Here is a 26,241-nt window from a genome sequence, read left to right on the forward strand (position 1 = left end):
TCATCCCTCCGCCTTGAACGGGCGCGTCAGCAGGCCTTCGATCGCGTCGTCGATGGTCACCGCGCCACGCAGGATCGCCGCCACCGCATTTGATACCGGCATATCGACATTTTGCGAAGCCGCCAGTTCGATCAGCACGGGTGCGGTGAATTCGCCCTCGGCCAGTTTGTCGCGGGCGGGTGTTTCGCCGCGCCCGAGCGCGATGCCGAGCGCGAGATTGCGCGATTGCGGGCTGGAACAGGTCAGGATCAGATCGCCCAGCCCCGACAGCCCCGCCATGGTCTCGCCGCGCGCGCCGCAGGCGCGGCCGAGCCGCACCAGTTCAGCGAAGCCGCGCGTGGTCAGCGCCGCCTGCGCCGAGGCGCCGAGGTTTCTGCCCATCACGATGCCGGCGGCGATCGCCAGCACGTTTTTCGCTGCCCCGCCGATCTCGACGCCGCGGACATCTGCCGTGTGGTAGGGCCGGAAGGTCGAGGATCCCAGCGCCTGCACCAGCGCGCGCGCGAGCGCTTCGTCCTTTGCCGCCAGCGTCACCGCGGTGGGCAGGCCGCGCGCCACGTCCTCGGCGAAACTCGGCCCGGACAAAATGGCCGGGCTGGCATCGGGGGCGGTCTCCGCGATCACCTCGGTCATGAATTTGTGGCTGCCGCGCTCGATGCCCTTTGCGGTCGCGATCACTGGCGTCGCCCTGGCGAGATGCGGCGCGAGCGCGGCAACAGCCTCGCGCAGATGCTGCGCCGGCGTCGCGATCAGGATGATGTCGGCGGTCGCGGCCCGCGCGATCTCGCAGGTGACGGCAACGCTGGCGTCCAGCCGGACTTGCGGCAATCTCGGATTTATTCGCGTGGTGGCGATTTCTGCCGCGCCGGCCGCGTCGCGCGCGTAAAGCGTGACCTTGCGCCCGGCCCGCGCGGCGACGCCGGCCAGCGCCGTCCCCCACGCGCCGGCACCGATCACGGAGACAGAGTTGAATGACGGCATCGGCGAGACTCAGTGCACTCCCTCGCCCTGCGCTTGCGGGGAGAGGGTTGGGGTGAGGGGCTGCTTCAGCAAATTCCGATGGTGAGGAGTGCGTTGAGAGTCCCCCTCACCCGCCGCGCGAAGTGCGCGGCGACCTCTCCCCGCATCCGCCTTCGCCCGAAGGCGGGCTTCGGCGGACAAGAGCGGGGCGAGGTTAAGATGGCGCGCGTGGCTCGATCTGTTGCCCATCGCAAATCTCAAAATCCCGCCCGGGTATTGGGATATCCCGCCGGCGCGGTGGCGTTGGCGTCAAGCAGCCAGCGGGCGCGGGGCGCGGCGTCCATGGTGTCGACCAGTCCCAGCGCCAGCCGTTCCGCGCCGGCCCAGGCGATCATCGCGCCGTTGTCGGTGCACAGCGCCGGCGGCGGGATGATCAGTGTGGTCTGCGCTTTCGCCGCCACATCCTGCAACGCGCCGCGGATCGCCTGGTTGGCGGCGACGCCGCCGGCGGCGACCAGCGCGCGCGGTGGTCCGAACTGCTCGTGAAACAATTTTAGGCCCACGCTCAATCGGTCCGCCGTCGATTCCAGCACCGCCGCCTGAAAGCTGGCGCAGAGATCGCTGACGTCCTGCGGCTCCATCGGATCGAGCCGCGCGGCTTCGTTGCGCACGGCCGTCTTCAATCCCGACAATGAAAAATTCGCATCCGGGCGTCCCATCATCGGCCGCGGAAACGCAAAGCGTTTTGCGTTGCCGCCGGAGGCCGCGCGCTCGACCTCGGGGCCGCCCGGGTAAGGCAGCCCCAGCATCTTGGCGACCTTGTCGAACGCCTCGCCCATGGCGTCGTCGACGGTGGTGCCGAGCCGAACATAGTTGCCGACGCCGACCACGGCGACGATCTGGGTATGACCGCCGGAGGCGAGAAACAGGCAATAGGGAAACGCCAGCGCGCAGGTCAGCCGCGGCGTCAGCGCGTGCGCCTCCAGATGATTCACCGCGATCAGCGGCGTGTCGTGCACCATCGCGATCGCCTTGGCCGTGGTCAGCCCGACGATCACGCCGCCGATCAGGCCCGGCCCGGCAGCGGCCGCGACCGCCGAAAGCTGCGCATAGCCGACGCCCGCTTCCTTCATGGCGCGGTCGACGATGCCGTCGAGCATTTCGACATGGGCGCGCGCCGCGATCTCCGGCACCACGCCGCCATACCCGGCATGCTCCTCGGTCTGCGAGCGCACGATGTTGGACAGGATCCGCCCCGAACCGTCGCCCTGGCGCTCGACCACGGCGGCCGCGGTTTCATCGCAGGTGGTCTCGATCCCCAGCACCAGCATTGACGTTGTGGTATCCAATTTCAGGCCTTGCATTAGTGCCCCGCTTCCGAAGTTCGTAAAAGCTAGCAGCGTCTTCTGATACGAACTTCGGAAGCATAAGGGGCACTAAAAGCTATATTTTTTCCAGTGCCGCTTTTCGATTTGAAGTTCCTAACCGAACTTGCGACAAGCGCCGCAGGAACTTCAAATCGGCGGCACTGGGCGTCTAAAGCGGCGTTCCGGTATCCCCGGTTACATGGCGAGGTCGCAAAGTGCAATCAACCGTTACCACCGAATTGCCTCGGGCGCAGGCCTGACGCATGGCTGTTCTCGTCACCCGCCCGCATCCGGACGATGAGGCCACGGCGCTAAGCCTGCGTGCGCGGGGTTTCGAGGTGCTGAAGGCGCCGATGCTGCGGTTCGAGCCGCTGCCCCTGCATGACGAGGGCGAAGCGGCCTACGGCGCCGTCATCGTCACCAGCGCCAACGCGCTGCGCGGCATCGCGCCGCAGCTTGCCGGCAGCCCGTTGCTCAAGCTGCCGCTGTTCGCGGTCGGCGAACACACCGCATCCGCCGCGCGCGACGCCGGATTCGAAAACGTGATTTCGGCGAGCGGCGACGCCGGCGCCTTGCGCGATCGCGTGCTCGCCAGCGTGAAGGCAAAGGAGCTGAAGAAGGCAAGCCCCCTGCTTTATCTTGCCGGCGCCGATCTGGCGCGCGATCTCGCCGGTGAACTCGGCGAGCGCGGCTTTACCGTAGTGACGCAAACGACCTACCGGATGACGGCGGTATCGGGCCTGCCGTATGAGGCCAGCGACGCCTTTGCGGCCAACCGCATCGAGGCGGTGCTGCATTACTCGCGGCGCAGCGCGCGGGCCTTCCTGGAGGCCGCGCGCGCCTCCGGCGTCGAAATCTCGGCGCTTTCGATCCCGCAATGCTGCATTTCGGAAGGCGTCGCCTCGGTGGTCCGCGACGCCGGGGCAACGCAGGTCATGGTGGCGGTGTCGCCGGACGAAAATGCCCTGTTCGGGGCGCTGGACCGTGCGTTGCGCCCGGTAACGCGCTAGAACCTTCTCGAATCCTCCCGTAGCAACCAGGGAACCCCTAGATGGCTGAGGACAGGCCCGAAGAGACCGACCCGTCGCCGGATACCGTTCGCGCCAAGCGGGCGCCGCCGACGATCGACCTCGAAGCCACGGAAATATCGAGCGAAACCCGGATCCCCGGCGCCGACACCAGCGCCGCGGCCGATCCCGAGGCGAGCGCCGGCGCTGAACTGGGGCCATCGGTCCAGCGGCGGCCGATGATGTCGTCCGTGGTCACGTCGGCGGTGTCGGGCGCCTGCGCCGCCGCGCTGGTAATCGCGGTCGCCTGGCTGATGGGATGGCCGGGCCAAGAGGCCCCGCCCCCCGCGCCCCCGGTCAATTCCACGGCCATCGATGATCTCGCTGCCCGTATCGCCAGCGTCGAGTCCAAGGCCGATAAGCCCACGGTTCCCGCGCCCGATCCGGCGACGGCCGCGCGCGTCGACGCGCTGGAAAAATCGGTCGCCGCGTTGCGCTCCGACCTCGCTGGCCTGCGCGCGCAGTCGGAAAAACTCGCCTCCACCGTCAATGACGCCAAATCGGCGCCGCAAAATGCCGCCGCGGCGCCGGATTTGTCCGGGATCAACGATCGCATTGCGGGGCTGGAGCGCGCCGCGCGTGCGCAAAGCACCGAGATCGCGCGGGAGAGCGCAAAACCGGCCGATGATCCGGCGCTGCGCCGCATCGTGGCGGCATCCCTGCTCGACGTGCTGGTCCGGATCGGCGATCCCTATCCGGCGGCGCTGACGGCGGCGAAATCGCTGGCGCCGAACCCCGACACGCTGAAGCCGCTCGACGGCTTTGCCGCCTCGGGCGTGCCCAGCCCGGCGGTGCTCAGCCGCGAATTGCTGGCGCTGGTGCCGAAGCTGTCGCCGCCCCCGGCGGAATCGACGAGCGGTTCCGGCCTGGTCGACCGGCTGCGCGCCAACGCCTCCAAACTAGTTCGCATCGAGCGCACCGACGCGATCGGCAACGATCCCGGCAATGTGGTCGCGCGCGTCACCGCGGCGGCCTTGCGCAACGACTACAAGGAAGCACGGCGCGAGCTGTTGACGCTGCCCGCGGCCGACCGCGCCGCCGCGCAAGGCTGGCTCGAAAAAGCCGACGCGCGCGATGCCGCGCTCGCGGTGTCCCGTCAATTCGCGGACGAGGCCATGACGGCGCTCGCCAAGCCGGCGCTGTAGGGTTCCGATGCTCCGGATCATTCTGTTCCTGCTGTTGATTACGCTCGCGGCCGCGGGCGCGGCCTGGGTGGCCGACCAGAGCGGCGATGTGGTGTTGACGTGGGACGGCTGGCGCGCTCACCCCTCGCTGCCGGTATTCGCGCTGCTGCTCGGCATCGTCATCGTCGCGGCGATCGTCGTATGGAGCATCCTGCACGCGCTGTGGCGCACGCCGGAAAGGATCCGTCGCCGCAGGCGTGAAGGGCGCGAGAAGCGCGGCCGCCACGCCATCACCCGCGGACTGCTTGCGATCGGCCACGGCGATGCGGCAGCCGCGCGCGTGCATGCCGATATCGCACGCAAGCACGCCGCGAACGATCCGCTGGCCCTGCTGCTGCACGCGCAATCGGCCCAGCTCAGCGGCGACCGCGCAGGCGCGAGGGCCGCCTTCCACGCCATGGCCGAGCGCGAGGACACGCGCCTATTGGGCCTGCGCGGCCTGTTCATCGAGGCGCAACGATCGGACGATCCGGTCTCCGCGGTGATGATCGCGGAGGAAGCGCTGAAGCTCGCGCCCGCCTCGACGTGGGCCTCGCATGCGGTGCTCGGTTTCCGCTGCGCCAAGGGCGACTGGAGCGGCGCGATGGCGATCCTCGACACCAATTTCAACTCCCATTTGATCGACAAGGCGACGTACCGCCGCCAGCGCGGCGTGCTCTTGACGGCGCGCGCGCTGGAACTGGAAAGGGTCGACCGCGATCTGTCGCGCGACAGCGTGATGGAAGCGGTGAAACTGGCGCCGACCTTGGTGCCGGCCGCCGTGCTCGCCGCCAAATACGAGAGCGAGGCGCATCAGGTGCGCCGCGCAATGCGGATCGTGGAGACGGCGTGGCTCGCGCATCCGCATCCCGATCTCGCCGACGCCTATGCGCATGTGAAGCTCGGGGATTCCGCGCGCCAGCGGCTGGTGCGGGTGGAGACGCTGGCGGCGAAGGCGCCCGGCCATCTCGAAAGCGCGCTGGCGCTGGCGCGCGCCGCGATCGACGGATCCGAATTTGCGCGCGCGCGCGAAGCGCTGGCGCCTTTCATCGCCGCGCCGACGCAGCGGGTAGCGATGCTGATGGCGGAGATCGAGCGCACCGAACACGGCGACAGCGGCCGGGCGCGGGCCTGGACCCTGCGCGCGGTGCGCGCGCTGCACGATCCCGTGTGGACCGCGGACGGCTATGTCTCCGACAAATGGCGGCCGGTGTCACCGGTGTCGGGCCGGCTCGACGCGTTCCAGTGGCAGACCCCGCTAGCGGCATTGCCGTCGGACAAATCCGCCGAGATCGAGGCAAAAGAATTCAACGACGCCATCCTGTCGGCGCCGCGCCGCGTCGAGCCGCCGCGCGAAGCGGCCGTCGAGGTGACACCGTCGACGGCGGCGCAAGATAACGTGCCAGCCAACTCGCCAGCCAGTTCTCCGCTCAAGCCGGTCGTCATCGAAGCGGAGCCGGCGCCCCCGCCCGCCCCGTCCCCGCCGCCGGCCGCATCCGCTACGATGACTGCCGCGCCGCCGGCCGAACCTCCGACCCTGACCGCCGCGCCGCTGTTCCGCGCCCGCACCGATCTCGGCAAATCAAGCCCGTCACCGGTTCCGCCTATCATTCCGATCGTTCGGGCTCCCGACGATCCCGGGACCGATGACGAGCCGGTGCTGAGGGATGAATTCGCGGAACAACTCAGCCCCTCGCAGGGCCAGGCCGGCGGCTGGCGCGGGTTTTTGTCCCGCTGGGGCGGCTGAACACGGCGTTTTCGTCCCATACCCGCTCCGGGTTCGATTCCGGCGCGGCCGGCGGACAAGCGTTTTTCTTGCCAAATCGGGCGCTGCCCGATATCAGGTGCGGGCGTTTTCGGCCCCTCCGCCGACCGCGCCGCATGGTTCGCCGCAATAGCTCAGTTGGTAGAGCACGTCATTCGTAATGACGGGGTCACAGGTTCGAGTCCTGTTTGCGGCACCAAACATTTCAATAGCTTAGTCTGACTAGGCCCGAGATCAACTTCCTCTTAGGTACGCTGTAGGTACTCAGACAAGTACCAATTCGTCCAAGAGCCGCAGCCTGTCATTTACGCAATTGGAGGGAGCCCGTGGAAGCGGCGCGTCCTTGCCAATCAGTTGTGCATCACTTGTGGAATCTGATGAAGGCTGCGCAACCAATGGTAATATGGTCCAGCGCACAGCAACACGCTCGGGTCGAACGCGATATGAGTCTCGAAGATCTGAAGCGCCATGTGCGAGTGCTCGGTTCAAAATATACTGATCGCGAGCAGCGAGCTCGCCGTCTATTCATTGAAGAGCGCGCCGCTTCTCTTCAACAAGAGCGAGACCGCGAGTTCGCGATCAGAACCGAGATTTCAGACTTCTTCAGCATTGCCTATTCCGCCGTCAGCTTCTGCGGATCAGGGCAACTTGGTTTTAGCATCCATAAGGATAAGTTATTTGAGCCGTGCGTCTCCGACCTTGACGTCGCTAGTATTGACGTTGAGCTATTTCAGAGAGCCTGGATAGATGTGGTTTCTACGACGCGCGCGTTTACCGATCTGACCCCGTTTGGAAGACGAAACGCAGAGAACATCAAGTACTTTCAGCAGCGAATCCTGAAGCGAGGTATGATTAGCGTTGGCGAGATGCCGCAGTCAGCCCTCAGCCGGTCGTGGTCTCAATTTCAAGGTCAACTAAGCCGGAAGCATACGTCAATCTTCAGAAACATCAATTTTGCGATCTATATGAACGAGTACGCTTTTTGCTGGAAGCAGGACAGCGCGTTATCTAATCTCACAGGCTGAGCATGCAAAACGATCTAAAATATACCGTGCGATCAAGGGAGATAATTGACCTTGTCGCGGCAATGCATAAACGCCGCCCCATAAATCGATAAACAAGTATAGCACGGGGTTTCCTTGGGGCTGCAATCCCCGCAATGCTGCGCTCAACGGTGGGTCGATTAGCAATCCGCAATCGGCTGATGGTTGGGCCATGTAATCGGTCTGCAGTGGGGGCTTTTTATTCATGTCGGGTTCATTACGGGTTCGTAATGTGAGGCGTCGAAACCGAAGGAGTTTTGATATGGATAATAAAATCACATCGGAAGTGATCTCTCGTCGAAGGGCTCTTTCCCTTTTGGGCATCGCCACATTGGGCCTCACAGTGCCTATCACCGTGCTAACGGTGTCAGATGCTGAGGCCCAGGTGACCGCCCCAGCGACCGCTCCCTCGACGACCCCGCAGACCGGCACAGAGCCGCCTCGGGAGCGGCGCACACGCCGCGGGAGACGACGTCAGCGCCGTGAAGCTCGCAGGAGAGCTCGCGAGGAGCGACGTGAGCGGCGCAAAGGCAGCGAGGAGAAAGGCAGCGAGGAGAAAAAGTAGCTCCGCTGCTCCATGGCATAAGGCAACGCTTTGAGGGGTCACCGACGGGTGACCCCTCAACGTTTTGTGCAGCGAGGCCAAGGCCGCACAGCGCTTGGGGCGGCTTCGCCGGAATTTTGCAAAATTGATAATTTTTACTGAGAGGTCCTATGCTGGGGGTGGCAAGCCAAGTTTTTGGCCCCGCCCCCATCAACACGTGACCATGGCAACAGTTCGATGCAAGCCCAAGCATCGCCATGCCAAGCCCAATGGCCCGACCTTGGCGCGGCGCGAGGCTGGCGAAGCATTGACGGATATCGCCCGAACGTTCGGGGTGAGCCATACAACAATCGGACGGCTTCGCTAGGCGCTGGAAATAAGGCCGTCTAAGTTGGTGGCCTCTTCCGACGACTAACGGCCTTCTTTTTCAACGCTCGCCGCTTTTTGGTTGCGGTCTTGAGTGACCTAAGCGGTTGCAGTTCCGTGTTGAAGGCGATTTTCAGCAATCTCTCGATCCGGTCCTGATCCTCGCGCTCGCTAATCCGATCTTTCTTTTTCATCGCGCACCCCTCCGCAATAAGGGCCTGTTGCGCACTACGCAGCACGAGTAGGAGGATCGCTGCGTAGGCAATGAAGCGCCGCTGGTAATCAAAATTAGCGATCGGTTCAAAATGCAACGCAAGGTTTCATGGTGTGCGGAACACCGGAAATGCACGAGTTGCGACAACGTCGCTGTCTGACTAATACCGCCGGAACCTTGCGGATTTACTCACCGCCCGGAGCCTCCGAGGGCTGTGGGCTAAATTCGCCGGTTGGCTGCCTTAACCACCAGGGCAACGATATCAATCGTCGCTGGGGCCGAATGCGGAATGTATGGCTCCCAGCTTGGCGACCATTGTTCACTCACAATTTCGGGTGCGGTCCAATCCGCACTGCGTGAGCTGAGCGCCCCGCTATCGGTTAGGGTACACTAGAGGACTCACCGAAACGTGATCGATCCCGCCCGGTGATTATGCGGTCGACTCGGCCTCTCGATTGACCCGTCGCAGCGTCACCGAAATGACCCGCCGATGGACGATGAAATCGACCAGCCGCGCGAGCTGCGTAAGTGCCTCGCGCTTCTCATCCAAGTATTCGTAACGGTCGTAGGTTTCGCTGACGCCGCCAATGACGTGACCCAACACCCGCTCAGCATGATCGGTCGGCACCTTGGCCCGGCTCATCAAGCTCCGCGCGGTGCGCCGAAGATCGTGCAGGGTCCAGCGGGGCATTGGCTCACGGCTTTCGGCTTCCCGGCGTTTGGCGATCTCCTTGTCGAGTTCGCGCTTGGCCTTGGAGAAGCCGGAGAAGCCCTTTATGCCGTGGGTCGTCGAGAACACGAACCACGAATTGCCGTTAACACCGTAGGGCTTCTCGCCGATCAACGCGAGGGCCTGCGGCGTCAGCGGGATGACGTGATCCAGCTTCGTCTTGTACCGCTCGCCTGGAATTGTCCAAAGGTCGCCCTCAAGCTCTGACGTGTGCATGTTGGCCCCTTCGTTGCGCCGTGTCGCGGTCAGCAGGAGCATTTTCACAAAAGCCGGGTAGCAGGTCGGCACCTCGGCTGCCGCAAGGCCGGCCCATACGTCCCTGATTTCATCGTCGGCAAGAATGCGTTTGCGAGCGCGTGCCTTCGGCTTGGTTCGGGCCATCCCCCGGACGATCGGGGAGCGGAAGTCGTCGCTTCGGTTGGCGTGCCAATTGAACACGCGCCGCATGAAGGCGAGGGTCTGGTCCGCCATTACGGCTCCGCTTTCATCTTCGATCCGATCAAGGAGCCGGATGATATCCCTGCGCCCAACTTCGTTGATCGACCGATCGCCAAGGGTGGGGTAGGCCAGCCGTTCCAGCGTTGCCTTGCGATCCTCGCCAGTGCGGAGCGCTTTGCCTTCGCGCTCGTACCATTCCTCACATATGGCCTTGAACGTTTCAGGCTTCGCCAGTGCCGTTCGCGGGTCTTTGCCCTTCTCCAGCGCGGCCCGGGCTTGATCGGCAAGGGTGCGGGCTCGGGCGAGCGAGGTTGCGGGATAGGTCCCTAGACCTTGGGTCATTCGGACCCGCTTGCCGCCCCAGGTGAAGTAATAGGTCCAGGACTTCGTGCCAGCCTTGGTCACCCGCAGCGCCAGTCCGGGCCGCTCCTCATCGAAGTAATCCGTTTGCGCCTCGCCGTCGCGGGCTTTGGCATGGGCGCAGAATCGATCGGTGAGGGCTCGTCGCGGCATGCCGGGCTCCGTACCTGGCCGTACCTATCTAGGTACTCGCGCACGCGCTTGGGCGCAATGGGTGGCCCTCGGTCACGGGGGCATGCGTGCCAGAAAGACAAGAAAGTTCAGTATCATATGCAATCCATTGCTACTTGGTGCGCCCGGCTGCATCGCCCCGCAAGCAAGATTAAATTTCATTCGTAATGACGGGGTCACAGGTTCGAGTCCTGTTTGCGGCACCAGCCCTTGGCGCGTCGCCTCCCAGTCTCCAAATGAAATGCGCGGTCCAGTTTCCTGCCTGTCGAAATCCGATGGAGCGGTCGGGACCAGAATCAGACAAACAACGGTGCAATTCCGCTTGGCGTCGTGTCGGAGCAGGGAGATATCGTGGGCTTTTCGATCAACCTGTTCGGGAAACAACAGCCGTCAGTTCTGTGGTGTTTCCCTATCCTGCTTCTGTTGAGCGGCTGTGGCGATGTGGGACCTGACTGCGGCTCTCCGGACGCGCGCAATTCCGTCGTCAAGAGCGTGGCGGACAACAAGAATAATCCGCTCATCAATTTCGCGGTCGAGAATTCCGATTCGGTTGTGGAATTGTTGAGCAAGGCAAAAGCCGACGCGGAGAAATCAGCCATCAGGGAAAAGGCAAAACAGGACGCGGTTTATTCCCTGGATGACACCATCGTCTCGAACTCAAGAACCGCGCGGGCGGCGAGCTGTACCGGGTTGTTGTATGTCAGGATCGGGGATACGACCGCGCAGAAAGAAGTGGAATACAGGGTGGAGCAGACGGCGGATGGCAAGACCTCGGTTTCGGTGAAGCCGTTTCAGTTTTGAGGTTTGAAGTCCGACGAGGCCTTCCGCGCGGCGGCGCCACATTCTCGGTTGTCGTCACCCGCGAAAGCGGGTGATCCAGTACTCCGAGACATCTGCAATTGAATCGAAGGGCCGCGGCGTACTGGATACCCCGCATGCGCGGGGTATGACGATTTTATCGTGGAGCACCGCCGCGCTACGAACTTGCGCGTAAAATCTAATTTCCTTAAGCCGATCAAGCTGATTCTACCTGTCCAGTCCTTTTCGAAAAAATATTCTGATTTTCCGAAGATGCAAATCACCCTATGACTCCCGCTGTCCTGTCCTTCAGAGAGGGGCGTTGGCCATCGTCACGAACGTTGGGACGGGATGCGGTGGACGCAGGGAGTGCTCAAGACTAAAGCGCTTTCTTGCGGACGGAGAAGTCGTGTGGTCCTGACGCCTCGACGCCGGCGTCAAGTTCGTGAGAAGCAAGCTTCTCAGGGATGACGGTGACAAAAAAGCCCGATCACCGGGGAGAGTACGAAGGAAACCGTTAAAACCATTGCGTGCGGGAATGCCGGGTGATCTCGGCGCGACCGTGGTGACTAACGCGCGTGCTATCTACACTACACGCGCGGCTGCGGGTGCGCTGGCACCCGGCATTCCCCACGCCCTCTTGGGGCGGAAACTAAATGCAAACCTCGGGTGCACGGCGCCGCGGGAGTTATAGTCATGTCTGGAAGCCGTCATTGCGAGCGCAGCGAAGCAATCCATTCTTTCTTTGTTGTTGCGCGATGGATTGCTTCGCTGCGCTCGCAATGACGACATTATCCCTACGCACTCAGCGCCGGCTCTTCCCTCGGCTCCATCGCCTCCGGCTGCAGCCCGCCGAACCGCCGCTCGCGGCCGTGGAACGAGATCAGCGCCTCGGCAAGATCATCTTCCCGGAAATCCGGCCACATCTTTTCCGTGAAATGCAGCTCGGCATAGGCGCTTTCCCACAGCATGAAGTCGGACAATCGCTTCTCGCCGCTGGTGCGGATGACGAGGTCGACGTCGCGCAGGCCCGCTTCGCCGGTGACGAGGTCGGAAAAAGCTTCGCGCGTGAGCTGGCCTGCGCTCGCCGCCTTGAGCGCGGCGTTGAGGATCGCGTCGCGCGCGGAATAGTCGACCGCGATGCGCAGGTGCAGAACGTCGCCGCCCGCAGTCGCTGCTTCCGCGCGTCCGATCGCGTCCGCGATGCCGGCGGGCAGACGATCGCGGCGGCCGATCACGGTGAGACGGACGCCGTTGCGCACCAGGCTCTCGACTTCGCTGGCGAGATAAAACCGCAGCAGCGACATCAGCGCGGAGACTTCCGCCTTCGGCCGGCGCCAATTGTCGCTGGAGAACGCGTACAGCGTCAGCGTGCCCAGGCCTTGCTTCGGGGCGGCTTCCACCACACGACGGATCGCCTCGACGCCGGCCTCGTGGCCGCGCAGCCGCGACATCCGCCGCCGTGTTGCCCAGCGTCCGTTGCCGTCCATGATGATGCCGACGTGCAATTTCGTCTGCGGTTTGGAAGAGAGACCACTTTGCATTACAAAGTTTCCTTGCAAAAAAAGGGAGAAGCGTCAAACGGGCAGAATGCGAAATTTGGCCGTGGGGGCGGCCTCTTTGCCCGCCGCCCTGGCGGCGTCGCGCACCAGCCCTTCCAGCACCGCGAGATAATCCAGAAATCGGCGGCGGCCGGTTTTGGTCAGGCGGCAGGAGGTGTGGGGACGGTTGCCCTCATAACCCTTCGTCACCTCGACGAGGCCCGCTTCCTGCAGCACGCCGAGATGGCGGCTGAGATTGCCGTCGGTCAGGCCGCAGAGCTGCTTGAGATCGGCGAACGCCAGTCCCTTGGGATGCGCCATCAGCGAGGTCAACAGACCCAGCCGCGCCTTCTCGTGAATCACGCGGTCGAGGCCGTCATAGGAAAACGGCGCGGTGTTGATTTCAGTCTTCGACAACTCACTCTTCGACATCACTCTCTCCGGACGCAAAATGCAGGATCGCGGCCATCAGCAACTGGCCGAAAACGAACGGCAGGCCCATGGTCCACGGCGACAGCGCATGGCTCTGGCTTGCCAGCAGCAGGCAGCCGAAGCCCGCGAAAAAATACCAGGCGCCGGCGAAGGCGACGGTGCGCGGCAGCGAGCGGACCGAGGCGAATATTCCGAGGCTCACCAGCACCTGCCACAGGCCCGGCAGCAGCCACAGCGTTTCCGGCGCGAATTTCAGCAGCATCGTCGCCAGCAGCACACCGGCAAGGCCTGCGGGGAGAAACTGCTCGATGGCCTGGTGGATCATCACGTCGGCCAAACCCGAATGATGGCGGTGCGAGCGCGCCTGCATCTCGGTCCAGATCATGCCGCCGGACACCAGTGCGGCCGCCGCCCAGCCGGCGAAGAACGCGAGCGGATGCGCGGTGGGATCGTCGAGCCAGAGGAACTGCAGAATCGCGGTGGCCAGCGCCAGACCGCCGGTGGCGGCGACCGCCGCCGGGCCGTAGCCGCGAAACGCGGTGCCGGCCGCGATCTGGCTGCGAATGGTGAAAATGTCGGCCAAGGCCTTGTCGAGATCGCTCATCATGTGCCCCGAACTTTGCACTACAAAGTGTACTCGATTGCAAAATCCGGGCAAGCCCGGGCGCTGGAGAATTGCGTGACCTTGCTCACATAAAGGCTGCCGCGACCGGCCTATGGTCCGCCCAATTTCAGCCCAACAAGCCAACCACAGGAGATTTCACATGCGCAAATTGATTCTAGTCGCGGCGCTGGTTCTGGCATCGGCCTCGGCCCAGGCCCAGCCCGAGGCCAAAGGCTCCCGCAGCCTCACGCTGGCGTCGAGCGACGATCAGACCACGGCGACCACCGAACAGGGAAAGCCGGCCGACGCCGCCAAACCTGCCGAGGCGCCCAAAGCCGTCGAACAGGCAACACCCGCCGACGCGCCGAAATATGTCGATCGGCCCGCTGCGGTGAATACGGCCACGGCCGCACCGGCCGCCGATGCGGTCAAGCCGGCTCCCGTCCAGAAGGCCGAACGCCGCAAACCCCGGCGCGACTGGACCGAAGCGCGCATCATCGGCGAATTGCATCGCCACGGCATCTATTGGTAAGGCGTGCCCGCCTCGAAATGGCGCATCGGCCGATCCGCACTGGGTCAGTGCCGATGCTTCACGTTCGCGTTAAATGTGAAATCATTCACATCGAATTCTGATAATCGGCCTATTGCACAGTGCGAGCCTGCTGACAGGAGCCGCCCGTGCATCCATCTGGCAACCAGACCCCGGAAACCCGCCGCATCGACTGGCTCGGAATCTCCCGCATCCTGCTCGTGCAGGTGCTGGTCCTGCTGGCGTTATCGGTGGCGTTCATCCGCTATCTGGACTGGTCTTCCGAGCAGGCGCTGGAGGAATTTTCCCGCGCCATCAAATCATCGGACCCGGTCACGACGCAGCCGGCAACGCCGGTGCGGGCCGTCAAAGACAAGAAGCCCTGCGCGAAGGCCTGAGAGCCGGACGAAAGCGACACTATTCGGTGACGGTCTGCACCACGCTGCCAATCGGGCGCGCGCTCGAGACCGGCACCTTCATGTCCTTGAGCAAGGCTTCGTCATATTCCGGCAAGGTCTGCAGCGGCGTCTTGGCTTTCATCTGCACCACCTTGTAGCCGCCGGCCTTGAGGCGGCGCAGCAAGGTCGGCAGCGCCTCGGCGGTGTGCTTCTGGAAATCGTGCATCAGGATGATGCCCTTGCCCTGCTTGTCGAGCTTGGTCATGACGGTGTTGACGATCTGGTCGGCATTCTTGGCCCGGAAATCAAACGAGTCGAGGTCGCAGGAGAAGATCGCGACATTACGCGAGGCGAGATAGGTCATCGCGGCGGGACTGTGCTGCAGTTCCGGAAAACGGAAGAACGGCGAGGGTGCCGCGCCCAGCGCCATCTTGACGGCGCTGTAGCCTTTTTCGATCTCGTCCTTGGCGAGCTGCTCCGTCATCTTCTTGGAATTCAAATTGGCGTGCGACCAGGTGTGGGCGCCGACGGTGTGGCCGGCGGCCGCGACCTGCTTGAGGATTTGCGGATGGTACGTGGCGTGCTTGCCGATCGGGAAGAACACTCCCTTGGTGCATTCGTCCGCGAGCGCCTTGAGCACCGCCGGCGTATTGCCCGGCCAGGGACCGTCATCGAAGGTCAGCACGACCTCCTTGTCGGTAAGAAAATCGAGCTGCTTGAAATGCTCGAAGCCGAAGCCCGGTCCGCCGGTGGCGTCGATGACGACCACGCGGGCGACGCCGAGGGCGTCCGGATTGGCGCATGTGCTTTTTTGCAGCGCCGGCGCCGCGGGTGTTTCGGGAATGGCCGCGGTGACCTCGACATCCTCGCGTACCGGAGCCGGCCTGGCCGCGGGATCGGCGGCGGCCATCCGCTCGGCAGGCGCGGCGGCGACGGTGTTCGGAGCGGTAAGCGCCACGCGCGGCGAAGAAGACGGCCAGAACAACCAAACCGCCGAGATGACGAGGGCCGTCACAACACTCGCGAGCATCAGACCTAACGCGTTACGCATGGCTACACTCTCCAAGAACCCGGCATTTTCGCTAAGTCATTAATGAGAAATAGTCGTTAACGCCCTGCCAACGCGCGCCGGTTCCCCCGACAAATCTCAGCCGGCAGAGCTCCAATTCAGAGAGTGATGGACGTCACAGTCGGCGGCAGGCGGTTGGGGCACCGTCGATCCCATCAGCAACGGCCCGCCGCGCCGGGCCAAAGGGAGCCGATCATGACCGCTTTTCTCAACCGGACCATTCGCCAGGCCGCTTTGGCGGCGGCTTTCGCGGTCGCTTTCTCCGCGCTGTCGTCGAGCGCAAGCTTCGCCTTGAGTGCCGAGGCCCAGCAAATGTGCACCGGCGACGCATTCCGCCTGTGCAGCTCTGACATCCCCAACATTCCGGCCATCACCGCCTGCATGTACAAGCACCGGGCCGACCTGAGCGCGGGTTGCCGGACCGTCATGGACCGCGATCTGGCCGCGCAGCAGCCGAAGGTCGCGGCGAAGTAACCTGCTTCCCGTCATTCCGGGTTCACCGCTCCGCAATGCCCCGGAGTGACGGGCATTTTCAACGGCGCAAAATCCATTGCCGCGCCGGTTCGCCGGCACTAGAACCCAGCGGAATCATGGACCGGCAGGGCGTACATCATGGCCAGAATTTTTTTCGTTGTTCCGTTTGTTCTGTTGGCTTCGGCGGCGTCGGCGCAGCAGCAGGGGCATGACGCCTGCGCGCGGGATGTCTCGCGGTTTTGCCGCGCCCACATGAGTGAAGGTGATCAGGTCGTGCTGGCCTGCCTGAAGGAACATCGCGCCAGGCTCAGCAAGGCCTGCGAGAAGGTTCTGACCGAGCACGGGCAGTAACTGAGGTCACGTACTGCCGCCCGCTGCCGTCGCCACCGGAAGCACCTCGTTGACGGCGCGGTCCGGCGTGTCTTCCTTCCAGCGCACCGATCCGAACGGCCGCTCCAGCATGCGGCGGACGCGCACCGGATCAGGCCCGAGATGGAAAGCGATCGCCTGCTGATGCAGCGCGCGCTCGGATTGCGTCGAGCGGTTGCGCTGGCGCAGATAGTCGAGCCAGGTCGGGCAGTGATAGCGCTCGGTCCACAATTCGGGATCGGCGATGTCGCGGGCGATCGACCAACCATAGGCGCCGTTGCGCTGCCGGCTGAGCTGCACTTCCTGCATCACATTGTGGAAGGCGCGAGCGCTTTCCTGATCGACGCGGTATTCGATCTCCACCACCAGCGGCCCGCTGCGCCCGGTGAGCGCGAGCCGCACCTCGGGATCGGCCAGCACTTCGGCGTCCTCGTTGCGCGCGCCGACCCGCGGCATGCCGAGCCACAGGCCCAGCAAGGGCGAAGCCAGCATCAGGCCTGCGGAAACCAGCAGCGCCGTTTCCACGCCGGCGGCGTCGGTGAGGCGCCCCCAGCCCCAGCTTCCGATCGCAATGCCGCCGGCAATCGAGGCCTGAAACGCCGCCAGCGAGCGGCCGGCGACCCAGCGAGGCGCCGAGAGCTGCACGCCAATGTTGAACAGGGCAACCGCCAGCATCCATACCGCGCCGGCCACCACCAGCGCCGCCGCGGTCAGCACCGGCTCCCGGCTCAGCGCCACCGCGGCGATGGCGCCGCCCATCGAGAGCGCGCAGGCGCGGACCGCCGCCTCGCCGCTCATGCGCTTGCGCACCTCGGCGATGTTGAGGGCCCCGATCACCGCACCCATGCCGAACGCGCCCAGCATGATGCCGTAGGTTTGAGCTCCGCCGTGCAGCAGGTCGCGCGCGACCAGCGGCATCAGCGCCGATACCGAGCCGCCGATGATGCCGGTCACCAGCGTGCGCGCGAGCACGATGCGGATTGCGGGAGAGTTGGCGATGTAGCGCACGCCCGACACCATGGCGCGGTTGAGCTTCTCGCGCGGCAGCCGCGACGGCTCGCTGGTGCGGCGCCAGAGAAACAGCACGACCAGCAGCGGCAGATACAGCGCCGCGTTGGCAGCGAAGGCCGCCACGGCGCCGGCGGTCGCGACGATCACGCCGCCGATGGCCGGACCGAAACTTCGTGCGATATTGTAGCTGATGCCGTTCAGCGCGACCGCCGACGGCAATGTTTCCGCCGGCACCTGCTCGCTGACCGAGGACTGCCACGCCGGTCCGAACAGTGCGTTGCCGCTGCCGACGATGAAGCAGAATGCCAGCAGGATCTCCGGGGTGACGAGGTTGAGCGACGCCATCACCGCCAGAGCCGTCGCGCCACTAAGTGCTATTCCCAGCGAGACCAGTGCCACGATACGCCGGTCATACATGTCGGCGATGGCCCCGGCCGGCATCGAGATCAGCATGATCGGGAGCATAAGAGCGGTCTGGACCAGCGCCACCTTGTCGGCGGACGAGGTCATCTGCGTCATCGCCCAGGCGGCGCCGACCCCTTGGATCAAGAGGCCCAAATTGGACAAAAGGCTCGCCAGCCAGATACGCCGGAACACCGGATAACGTAAGGGCGCGGTGACGCCATCGGCGGCAACCATCGAGCGTTTCGGCTGTTCGGTCATATCCCCATTCCGTTGGCGCCGTCGCGGCGGGCCTTGATTCCTTCTCGATTTCCAGTGATGCCTGCGAAAGTCGTTCTCTGTCCAGTGGTTAGGGCCGCTATCGGCGGGTCACACAGGGTGGCTAGGGTGCAAAATCATCATGGGAGGTACAATATGAGGATATCGCGGCGGACGGTCCTGAAGGGCGCTGCAGCCTTGCCTTTAGCGGCCGGAAATCCCGGCTTTGCCGCGCTGGCGCAGCTGGCCCCCGCCGTCCCTGCCGCGAGCGAACTCCCGCCCATTCTGTTCGTGCATGGCAATGGCGACCACGCGGCGCTGTGGCTCACCACCTTGTGGCGGATGGAATCGAATGGGGTTTCCCGCGACCGCATGTTCGCGATCAATTTCACCGATCCGCTGGCGCGCGCCGACGATACCAAGGCCGAGCCGAACAAATCCTCGATTGAAGACCAGCGCCGCGAACTCGGCGAAGCCGTCCAGGAATTGAAGCGCCGCACCGGCGCGTCGCGTGTGGCACTGGTTGGAAATTCGCGCGGCGGATATTCGATTCGCGGGCTGATCAAGAACGGCGGCGGCGCGGATGTCAGCCACGCCGTATTGTGCGGCGTGCCAAATCACGGCGTCTATGCCTGGGACGCCGGTCTTGACAACGAGTTCAATGGCCGCGGCCCGTTCCTGCGCGGCCTGAACGAGGGTGACTGCGAAGTCACGCCGGGCACCGCGTTCCTGACCCTGCGCAGCGACGGCATGGACAAATACGCGCAGGAAGACGGCCGCTTCGTCGGCAAGCCGGGCACGCCGACCGGCGTGACCGAGGAAGGCCCGGCGCTCAAGGGCGCCACCAATCTGGTGCTCGGCGCGATCGATCATCGCGAGACCGCGTATTCCCCACGCGCGTTCCGCGAGATCTACAAGTTCATTGCCGGCCGCGAACCAGACAGAATAGCGATTACGCCTGAAGCGGAAGTCAGGCTAAGCGGGCTGGTGACCGGCACACCGGGCGGCGTTCCGACCAATCGCCCCGTGGCGGGCGCGTCAGTGGAGATTTTTCGCGTATCCGCCGATAGCGGCGAACGTTTGGGAAGCGCCATCCACACTTCGCAGACCGGTGCGAACGGGCGCTGGGGGCCGGCCAAGGTCGATCCCACCTGGCACCTCGAAATGGTGCTCACCTCGGCCGGCTCGCCCACCACGCATTTCTATCGCTCGCCGTTTCCGCGCTCCTCCGACATCGTGCATCTGCGCGCCGCGCGTCCGCTGGGGCCGGCGGATGCCGGCGCCGGCTGCGTCGTCCTGATGTCGCGGACGCGCGGATTTTTGGGCCTGCCGCGCGATATCGTGCTGTTCAACGGCAAGGAGCCTTCGGACGTGAAGCCGGGCGTGCCCGGCGACTCGCTTAGCACGCTGCGGCTTTCGGCGGCGGAAACCGGACGTCCGGTCGGCGCCCTCTTCAATGAGGAACGGATCGTCACGCGGGCCTGGCCGGCGTCGGAAAACAGGATTGCGGTCGCCGAGCTGACTTACTAGCTACCGGTCTAGCTACCGGTATCGTCATCCTTTTCGCGAGGCTGCCCATGAGCATAGCCAAGGCCTTGGGAACAGAAGCCGCTTTGGGGGTAGAAGCCGTCTTGGGCGTAGAAGCCTTGGACATGCCGGTCGCGCGCCGCCCGCTGGTGCCGCCCAGCCCGCCGCGGGCGCCGGATAACATGACCGCCATCGGACGGATGTCGGCGATGCGCGCGAGCGCGATCGGCACCTGGGGCCAGCGCGCCTATGAAGAGGATATTATCAGGGGGCGCTTCTTCGGCCGTTCCAGCTTCATTCTCAACACGCCGGATGCGATCCGGCACGTGCTGGTAGAGAATTACGAGAACTATACACGCACGCCGGCGGCTATCCGGGTGCTGCGTCCCGTGCTCGGCGAAGGCCCGTTGATCGCCGAGGGCCGCGCCTGGAAACATCAGCGCCGAACATTGGCGCCCGCGTTTACGCCACGCGCGGTGATGCCGCTGGTGCCGCACATGGTCGCGGTCATCGACGAGACGATTGCAAGACTTGCCGCGAAGTGCGCTGAGCCGGTCGATCTACGCGAAACCATGCAGCGGATGACGCTCGAGATCGCCGGGCGCACCATGTTCTCGTTCGGCATGGAGCGTCATGGGCCAACCTTGCGCGACTTCGTGATGGAATACGGCGCCCGGCTGGCGCGGCCGCATTTTCTCGATCTGCTGCTGCCGCTGAGCTGGCCGACCCCGCAGGACCTCTCCCGCGCCCGCTTCCGAAAGCGCTGGACGCGGTTCATCGGCCAGCTGATGGCGGAGCGCCGCGCCGCCGGCAAGAACCAAGGCGCGTTGCCGCGCGACCTGTTCGATCTGATGGGTGCTGCGCGCGATCCCGAGACCGGGGAAGCCTTCACCGACGAACAGCTCGGCGACCAGATCGCGACTATGATTCTCGCAGGCCACGAGACCACCGCTATCGCGCTGTTCTGGTCGCTGTATCTGCTGGCGCTCGATCCTGCCAGCCAGGACCAATTGGCGGCCGAGGTCGAGGGCGCGGACGTGAACGGTGGGCTTGATATCGAGCGGCTGAAATTCACCCGCGCCGTGGTCGATGAGACGATGCGGCTCTATCCGCCGGCCTTCCTGATCGCGCGCGCCGCCGTTGCGCCCGATACGATCGCCGGCATGCCGGTCAGGAGGAACGATGTCGTCCTGATCGCGCCGTGGCTGCTGCACCGGCATGAAAAGCTCTGGCGCGAGCCGAACGCGTTCATGCCGGAGCGCTTCATGTCGTCCGCGCCGCCACCCGACCGTTTTGCCTATTTGCCCTTCGGCGTCGGAGCACGAGTCTGCATCGGCGCGCATTTCGCGCTGGTGGAGGCCACGCTGGCGCTGGCGAAGATCATCAAAGCGTTTCGCGTCGAACTGCTCGACAAGGCGCCGGTGATGCCGATCGGCGTGGTGACGACGCAGCCGGATCGCTCGCCGATGTTCCGTATTGCGCGCCGGCGAGGAAGCATCGTTTGGACACTGCGACAATCTGCTCTAAAGGTGCGACATGAGTGAAATCCAGGCGCAGTTTTCGGTACTGAAACAGACCGCCGACCCGGCGGTGGCCGATGCCATTCGTGAGCTGATCGAGAACGGCGCGGACCACGAGCTCAACCGTATCAATCTGCTGGATTTTTCGAAGCGGACCGGGCTCGACGAAGAACGGGTGATTTCTGGATTCCTGCATGCGTCGCGGCTCGGGCTGTTCGATCTCACCTGGAACGTGCTGTGCCCCGGCTGCGGCGGCGTGCTCGACGCCCACTCCACGTTAAAGTCGTTGCGTCCCGAAGACTACCACTGCGGCCTCTGCGCCTGCGGCTACGAGGCGTCGGTCGACGAGCAGGTCGAGGTCGCCTTCACCGTCAGTCCGCGGATCCGCCGCATCGCGGCGCATGATCCCAACACGCTGCCGCTCTGGGAGTATTTCAAGCAGGTGTTCTGGAGTTCGGGCGTCGACTTCAACGAAGAGTCGTTCGCGGCACTCTCCAATGACGTCGTACTGGACGCGCTTGAACTGCCGGCCGGCGAAAAAGCGACCATGTCGCTGCAACTGCCTGCGGAATTCATCATCGTGTTCGAGCCGGTGACGCATGCCGCGCAGTTCATCGACGTTCAGGGCGAGCCGACCAAGGAGCGTCAGCAGCTGTCGCTGATGTACAACAAGACGCCGTCGCCGACCGGCGGCACCATCACCATGCGTCCCGGACCGCTGCGGCTGTCGCTCGACAATCAGGCCGGCGTGCGGGTGCTGCCGTCGGTGTTCATCGCGGCCGAGGCACTTCATCATTTGATCGGCAAGCGCAAGCCGTTCCTCACCGCCAAGCGGATGCTGACCAACCAGACCTTCCGCGACGTCTTCAAGGCTGACAACCTCAACATCGATCAGCGGCTCAAGATCACATCGCTGACGTTCCTGTTCACCGATCTCAAGGGCTCCACCGCGCTGTACGAGCGGGTCGGCGATCTCGCCGCCTTCGATCTGGTGCGTGCGCATTTCCATGCGCTGCTCGAGATCATCTCCTCGGAAAAAGGCGCCGTGGTGAAGACGATCGGCGACGCCGTGATGGCGACTTTCGTCCGGCCGGAACATGCGATTGTCGCGGGGCTGCGGATGCGCGCCGCGATGACCGCCCTCAATGCCGAGCGGGGCACCGGCGATCTGGTGGTCAAGATCGGCATCCACGAAGGCCCGTGCCTTGCGGTCATGCTCAACGAGCGGCAGGATTATTTTGGCCAGACCGTCAATATCGCGGCGCGCGTGCAGAACCTGTCGACCTCGCAGGAGATCCATATCACCGGATCAGTGCTGGACGCGCCCGCCGTCGCGACCATCCTGGAGAAGCAAGCGATCAAGCCAATTCAGAAACAGGCGGCGCTGCGCGGCATTGCCGACAGGATGGTCGTCTACGAAATCCCCTGAGCGGAATATCGAGGTTCCGGATTCGCGCTAACGCCCTGGAACGACGGTGAGATTGCCGAAACGTAATGCGGCGGCCGCAACGCTATGGATTGCGCGGTTTGATCTTCCAGCCCATATATCGCGTCGGATGCCGCCAGACTTGGCGGCCAACGGGTTTCGTGCAATTGCGGAAGGAAGTGATGCTCGACGGACTTCGCCAATTCATTGCAGATGTTGTTTCGCCAACCGCGCATGGGCAGCAATCGTTTGACGATACCGGTTATCGTCTGGCGGCGACCGCGCTGTTGATCCATGTGATCTCGATCGACGGCGAACCCTCGGCCGCGGAGAAGCGCAAACTTCACAGCCTGATCGAAAGCCGCTTCGGACTTGATCCCGGCATGGCGGACCAGCTGATCGCGTCCGCGACCCTGGTCGAGGGCGAGGCGGTCGATCTCTATCATTTCACCAGTGTCATCATGCGCACGGTTGACGAAGCCGGCAGGCTCAGAATCGTCGAGATGATGTGGGAGCTGGTCTATGCCGACGGTCAGGTCAGCGAGTTCGAGGACAATGTGGTGTGGCGCGCGGCCGATCTCCTGGGGGTGTCTTCGCGCGACCGGATCGATCTCAAGCATCAGGTGGCCGCCAAGCAGCCCACGGCAACCGCGGGCGGTTAAGGATATCGCGGACGCGGCAATGTGCCACGGGCCCGTTGAGCAGCCGCTTTGCGCGCTAGCGGACATGACGAAATTTTAATGTCCACGGCAATTGCTCGCCGGCAGGCGAAATTAGCCCAGAAATATCGCGGTTTACTGCCGCAGCATTGTGCGTTTGAGCACGCCGCCATGCTTGCGGGTGGCTTGCATCCCGCTTAAGCCGTATGCTCTCTCGAAGGCCTTAGAAGCATACCTGCAATAATTTTAAGAGCATTGAATCGTGACCGAGCGTGTGACGCTGATTACCGGTGCCTCGGCGGGGATAGGCACCGAGCTGGCGCGCGTCTTCGCATCAAAAGGCCATCGTGTGGCTCTGGTGGCGCGGCGCGCGGACCGTCTTGCAGCGCTGGCGGACGAGATCGTCGCCGGCGGCGCCGGCGCGCCGATTGTGATCGCGTGCGATCTCGAACACCCCGATGCCGGCGATCGGATTGCCGCAGCATTGACCGCTGAAGGGGTGGAGATCGAATACGTCGTCAACAACGCGGGCTTCGGCCTGTTCGGGTGCGCGATCGAGCTGGATCGCGAGGCGCAGCTGGGCATGATTGCCGTCAATATCCGCGCCATGACCGATCTGTCGCTGCGGTTTTCTGATCAGTTGATCCGGCACCGCGGCGGTATTCTCAACGTCGCTTCGATCGCCAGCTTTCTGCCCGGACCGGGAATGGCGGTGTATTACGCCTCCAAGGCCTATGTGCTGTCGTTCTCCGAGGCGATACGCCGCGAACTCGCCCCGTGCGGCGTGCGGGTGACCGCGCTGTGTCCGGGGCCGGTGCCGTCGGAATTTCAGGAGCGGGCCGGTTTCGAACCCGGATTTGACTCCGCGATCCTGAACGTTTCCGCAGCCAATGTCGCGAAGGCAGGGTATCAGGGATTGATGGCCGATAAGCGGGTGGTGCTGCCCGGCCTCGGCATCAAGGTCCTGCCGTTTCTGCTCCGGCTTTTTCCGCGCGGGTTCATTCTGGCGGCGGTCGGCGGTTTCCAGCTTAGAAAGCGCCGGTAAGGCGTCGCCCTGCCTGGTTGGCCCACAATTTGCTTTGAACCTGCAGATGAATTTCCGCGACTGTTCTACGAAATTTAAGGATGCCTTAAGGACGATTCTGGCTTGATGGGCCGGAAAGCAAAGATCAATCGATGTCGTTCCATTCGATCAAAGCTGACGCCGGAAACGTGCTGCATCTTACTGAGGGAGCACAAAGCGGTTCCGTTGCGCCGTCATCCGCCAGGCCGTTGCTGCCGGTTCTGATCATCCTGCACCAGGAAGCTTCGACGCCAGGCCGCGTCGGCAACGCGCTGAGGTCGCTGGGGTATCCCCTCGATATCAGGCGTCCGCGGTTCGGCGATCCGCTGCCGGAAACGCTGGACGGTCATGCCGGTGCGGTCATTTTCGGCGGCCCGATGAGCGCCAACGATCCGGATGAGTATGTGCGCCGGGAGATCGACTGGATTGAGGTGCCGCTCCGGGAGCAGCGGCCGTTTCTGGGCATCTGCCTGGGCGCGCAAATGCTTGCGAGGCAACTCGGCGCCGGGGTGGCGCCGCACCCGGAGGGCCGCGCGCAGATCGGGTATTACCCGATCCGCCCGACGCCGGCGGGGCTCAAGCTCTGCCCGGACTGGCCGGATCATGTCTATCACTGGCATCGCGAGGGATTTGAGCTTCCCCATGGCGCGGAGCTGCTAGCGGAAGGCAGCGATTTCCCGGTCGAGGCGTTCCAGCTCGACCATGCGTTCGGCTTCCAGTTCCACCCCGATGTGACCTACGCGATGATGCACCGCTGGACCACGCGCGGCCATGCCCGCCTCGAATTGCCCGGCGCACGGCCGCGCCACCATCACTTCTCCGATCGCGCCGTGCATGACGTGACCGAGCGCGCGTGGCTCAAGCAATTCATCGATGACTGGCTCGCCAGGGTGCCGTTCTCGGCGATGTCGGAAGCCGCGGAATGAGGCACGCCTCGGCCGGCATTCCGCAAGGCCTTTCCAACTCTGCAGATATGATAATGACGGCCCGGCAAGCTTGCGGTTCATCAGCAGGCAAAATGGGAGGCGACATGACCGGCAACGAATCAACAGAGTCGTAACGCGACGGGTCGTGATTGAAGCCAGCAATCAACAACGAGCGTTGTCCAAAGAAGACGACGCGCTCGGGAGATCGCAGATGACCTATCAGCATATTCTGTATGAAGTGAGCGAGAAGATCGCGACCATCACGCTCAACCGGCCCGACCGCATGAATGCGTGGACGCCGATCATGGAGCGCGATGTGCGCCACGCCATGGAGACCGCCAGCGCCGACGACAATGTGCGGGTCATCGTGCTGACCGGCGAAGGACGCGCGTTCTGCGCCGGTGCCGACATGGATGCGCTGAAGGGGCTCGATCCCGACGACATCAGCCGCGCCGCGAGCCTGCCGCCGTTTGACATGAACGCTAGGCCGGACTGGCAGGCTCGCTACGCTTATTATCCGTCGATCCCCAAGCCGGTCATCGGCATGTTGAACGGGGCCACCGCCGGGATCGGGCTCGTGCACGCACTCTATTGCGATCTTCGCTTCGCCGCCGACAATACCGTTTTCACCACCGCCTTCTCACGGCGCGGGCTGATCGCCGAGCATGGCATCAGCTGGATGCTGCCGCGCATCGTCGGTCATGCCAATGCGCTGGATCTTTTGATGTCTGCGCGCCGGGTTTCCAGCGAAGAGGCCTTGCGCATCGGTCTGGTCAACCGGTTGTATCCGCCGGGAGAGCTCCGCGAGCAGACCTACGCCTACGCGCGCGATCTCGCCGATTTCGTCTCGCCGAGCGCGATCGCGGTGATCAAGCGGCAGCTCTACGACGTGCCGTTCCAGACTCTGGCCGAGGCGACCATCGACGCCAACCGCGAAATGGTGGTGGCGCTGCGCGGCAGCGATTTCCGCGAAGGGGTGGCGAGTTTCATGGAAAAGCGGCCGCCGAGGTTTACGGGGAAGTGAGTTTTCAGCCGCAGCCCGTCTTC

The 26,241-nt window shown here is 64.0% G+C and carries 25 protein-coding genes and 1 tRNA gene; 17 read left to right on the top strand and 9 right to left on the bottom strand.

The window, feature by feature from the left end; all coding sequences use genetic code 11:
- Positions 1 to 981, bottom strand: coding sequence for an NAD(P)H-dependent glycerol-3-phosphate dehydrogenase (locus B5525_RS10210; RefSeq protein WP_079565896.1), 981 nt, complete (start codon positions 979 to 981; stop codon positions 1 to 3).
- Positions 982 to 1,217: 236 nt separating this feature from the next.
- Complete coding sequence (gene tsaD, locus B5525_RS10215) at positions 1,218 to 2,291, bottom strand: tRNA (adenosine(37)-N6)-threonylcarbamoyltransferase complex transferase subunit TsaD (protein ID WP_079565897.1); 1,074 nt, start codon at positions 2,289 to 2,291, stop codon at positions 1,218 to 1,220.
- 299 nt (positions 2,292 to 2,590) lie between these two features.
- On the opposite strand from tsaD, the gene B5525_RS10220 reads away from it, so the two are divergent.
- The 5 genes from B5525_RS10220 (at position 2,591) to B5525_RS10240 (ending at position 7,347) form a co-directional block, all read left to right on the top strand.
- On the top strand, positions 2,591 to 3,337 hold the full coding sequence (locus tag B5525_RS10220) for a uroporphyrinogen-III synthase (RefSeq protein ID WP_079565898.1): 747 nt from the start codon (positions 2,591 to 2,593) through the stop codon (positions 3,335 to 3,337).
- 41 nt (positions 3,338 to 3,378) lie between these two features.
- Positions 3,379 to 4,539 carry a COG4223 family protein gene (locus tag B5525_RS10225; protein ID WP_079565899.1) on the top strand — a complete coding sequence of 387 codons (1,161 nt, stop codon included), beginning with the start codon at positions 3,379 to 3,381 and terminating at the stop codon, positions 4,537 to 4,539.
- A 7-nt stretch (positions 4,540 to 4,546) separates the two neighbouring features.
- Positions 4,547 to 6,304 (top strand): heme biosynthesis protein HemY, encoded by a 1,758-nt coding sequence (locus tag B5525_RS10230; protein WP_079565900.1) that lies wholly within the window; start codon positions 4,547 to 4,549, stop codon positions 6,302 to 6,304.
- Positions 6,305 to 6,445: 141 nt separating this feature from the next.
- A tRNA-Thr gene (locus B5525_RS10235) sits at positions 6,446 to 6,521 on the top strand.
- 127 nt (positions 6,522 to 6,648) lie between these two features.
- Positions 6,649 to 7,347: a hypothetical protein gene (locus B5525_RS10240; RefSeq protein WP_154073144.1), complete on the top strand. Its 699-nt coding sequence runs from the start codon at positions 6,649 to 6,651 to the stop codon at positions 7,345 to 7,347.
- Between the two features lie 948 nt (positions 7,348 to 8,295).
- On the opposite strand, the gene B5525_RS10245 is transcribed toward B5525_RS10240, so the two are convergent.
- Both B5525_RS10245 and B5525_RS10250 read right to left on the bottom strand, forming a co-directional pair.
- Complete coding sequence (locus B5525_RS10245) at positions 8,296 to 8,586, bottom strand: hypothetical protein (protein WP_079565902.1); 291 nt, start codon at positions 8,584 to 8,586, stop codon at positions 8,296 to 8,298.
- A 333-nt stretch (positions 8,587 to 8,919) separates the two neighbouring features.
- On the bottom strand, positions 8,920 to 10,170 hold the full coding sequence (locus tag B5525_RS10250; RefSeq protein ID WP_079565903.1) for a tyrosine-type recombinase/integrase: 1,251 nt from the start codon (positions 10,168 to 10,170) through the stop codon (positions 8,920 to 8,922).
- A gap of 369 nt (positions 10,171 to 10,539) precedes the next feature.
- On the opposite strand from B5525_RS10250, the gene B5525_RS10260 reads away from it, so the two are divergent.
- Entirely contained in the window at positions 10,540 to 10,989 is a 450-nt protein-coding gene (locus tag B5525_RS10260; RefSeq protein WP_154073145.1) for a hypothetical protein, read from the top strand.
- A 794-nt stretch (positions 10,990 to 11,783) separates the two neighbouring features.
- Here B5525_RS10260 and B5525_RS10265 read toward each other — a convergent pair.
- From B5525_RS10265 to B5525_RS10275, 3 genes are read right to left on the bottom strand one after another with little or no spacing between them, the layout of a single operon-like run.
- The gene (locus tag B5525_RS10265) at positions 11,784 to 12,530 is read right to left on the bottom strand and encodes a di-trans,poly-cis-decaprenylcistransferase (protein WP_079565905.1); all 747 of its coding nucleotides are present in this window, start codon (positions 12,528 to 12,530) and stop codon (positions 11,784 to 11,786) included.
- A 33-nt stretch (positions 12,531 to 12,563) separates the two neighbouring features.
- Positions 12,564 to 12,944 carry a transcriptional regulator gene (locus tag B5525_RS10270; RefSeq protein ID WP_079565906.1) on the bottom strand — a complete coding sequence of 127 codons (381 nt, stop codon included), beginning with the start codon at positions 12,942 to 12,944 and terminating at the stop codon, positions 12,564 to 12,566.
- 1 nt (position 12,945) lies between these two features.
- The gene (locus B5525_RS10275; RefSeq protein ID WP_079573168.1) at positions 12,946 to 13,563 is read right to left on the bottom strand and encodes a hypothetical protein; all 618 of its coding nucleotides are present in this window, start codon (positions 13,561 to 13,563) and stop codon (positions 12,946 to 12,948) included.
- 160 nt (positions 13,564 to 13,723) lie between these two features.
- Between B5525_RS10275 and B5525_RS10280 the strand changes: the two genes are divergently transcribed.
- Positions 13,724 to 14,095: a hypothetical protein gene (locus B5525_RS10280; RefSeq protein ID WP_079565907.1), complete on the top strand. Its 372-nt coding sequence runs from the start codon at positions 13,724 to 13,726 to the stop codon at positions 14,093 to 14,095.
- 146 nt (positions 14,096 to 14,241) lie between these two features.
- Complete coding sequence (locus tag B5525_RS10285; protein ID WP_079565908.1) at positions 14,242 to 14,490, top strand: hypothetical protein; 249 nt, start codon at positions 14,242 to 14,244, stop codon at positions 14,488 to 14,490.
- Between the two features lie 19 nt (positions 14,491 to 14,509).
- Here the strand turns inward: B5525_RS10285 and B5525_RS10290 are convergent, their stop codons facing one another.
- On the bottom strand, positions 14,510 to 15,541 hold the full coding sequence (locus B5525_RS10290) for a polysaccharide deacetylase family protein (RefSeq protein ID WP_079565909.1): 1,032 nt from the start codon (positions 15,539 to 15,541) through the stop codon (positions 14,510 to 14,512).
- Positions 15,542 to 15,754: 213 nt separating this feature from the next.
- Between B5525_RS10290 and B5525_RS10295 the strand changes: the two genes are divergently transcribed.
- Positions 15,755 to 16,033 (top strand): hypothetical protein, encoded by a 279-nt coding sequence (locus tag B5525_RS10295; RefSeq protein WP_079573170.1) that lies wholly within the window; start codon positions 15,755 to 15,757, stop codon positions 16,031 to 16,033.
- A 138-nt stretch (positions 16,034 to 16,171) separates the two neighbouring features.
- Complete coding sequence (locus B5525_RS10300; protein WP_079565910.1) at positions 16,172 to 16,384, top strand: cysteine rich repeat-containing protein; 213 nt, start codon at positions 16,172 to 16,174, stop codon at positions 16,382 to 16,384.
- A 6-nt stretch (positions 16,385 to 16,390) separates the two neighbouring features.
- Here the strand turns inward: B5525_RS10300 and B5525_RS10305 are convergent, their stop codons facing one another.
- Positions 16,391 to 18,076 carry an MFS transporter gene (locus B5525_RS10305; protein ID WP_079565911.1) on the bottom strand — a complete coding sequence of 562 codons (1,686 nt, stop codon included), beginning with the start codon at positions 18,074 to 18,076 and terminating at the stop codon, positions 16,391 to 16,393.
- 153 nt (positions 18,077 to 18,229) lie between these two features.
- Between B5525_RS10305 and B5525_RS10310 the strand changes: the two genes are divergently transcribed.
- From B5525_RS10310 to B5525_RS10340, 7 genes are all read left to right on the top strand, one after another.
- Positions 18,230 to 19,603 (top strand): hydrolase, encoded by a 1,374-nt coding sequence (locus B5525_RS10310; RefSeq protein WP_079565912.1) that lies wholly within the window; start codon positions 18,230 to 18,232, stop codon positions 19,601 to 19,603.
- 122 nt (positions 19,604 to 19,725) lie between these two features.
- Positions 19,726 to 21,144: a cytochrome P450 gene (locus B5525_RS10315; RefSeq protein WP_079565913.1), complete on the top strand. Its 1,419-nt coding sequence runs from the start codon at positions 19,726 to 19,728 to the stop codon at positions 21,142 to 21,144.
- The gene (locus B5525_RS10320; RefSeq protein ID WP_079565914.1) at positions 21,137 to 22,549 is read left to right on the top strand and encodes an adenylate/guanylate cyclase domain-containing protein; all 1,413 of its coding nucleotides are present in this window, start codon (positions 21,137 to 21,139) and stop codon (positions 22,547 to 22,549) included. Before B5525_RS10315 ends, B5525_RS10320 begins: the two co-directional genes overlap by 8 nt.
- Positions 22,550 to 22,728: 179 nt before the next feature.
- A complete protein-coding gene (locus B5525_RS10325; protein WP_079573172.1) occupies positions 22,729 to 23,208 on the top strand; it encodes a TerB family tellurite resistance protein in 480 nt (159 codons plus the stop codon).
- A 259-nt stretch (positions 23,209 to 23,467) separates the two neighbouring features.
- Positions 23,468 to 24,250: an SDR family NAD(P)-dependent oxidoreductase gene (locus tag B5525_RS10330; RefSeq protein ID WP_079565915.1), complete on the top strand. Its 783-nt coding sequence runs from the start codon at positions 23,468 to 23,470 to the stop codon at positions 24,248 to 24,250.
- A 131-nt stretch (positions 24,251 to 24,381) separates the two neighbouring features.
- The gene (locus B5525_RS10335) at positions 24,382 to 25,194 is read left to right on the top strand and encodes a glutamine amidotransferase (protein ID WP_079565916.1); all 813 of its coding nucleotides are present in this window, start codon (positions 24,382 to 24,384) and stop codon (positions 25,192 to 25,194) included.
- A 211-nt stretch (positions 25,195 to 25,405) separates the two neighbouring features.
- Entirely contained in the window at positions 25,406 to 26,218 is an 813-nt protein-coding gene (locus B5525_RS10340; RefSeq protein WP_079573174.1) for an enoyl-CoA hydratase, read from the top strand.
- Positions 26,219 to 26,241: the final 23 nt, after the last annotated feature.

Source organism: Bradyrhizobium erythrophlei (assembly GCF_900129505.1).
GTDB lineage: Bacteria > Pseudomonadota > Alphaproteobacteria > Rhizobiales > Xanthobacteraceae > Bradyrhizobium > Bradyrhizobium erythrophlei_D.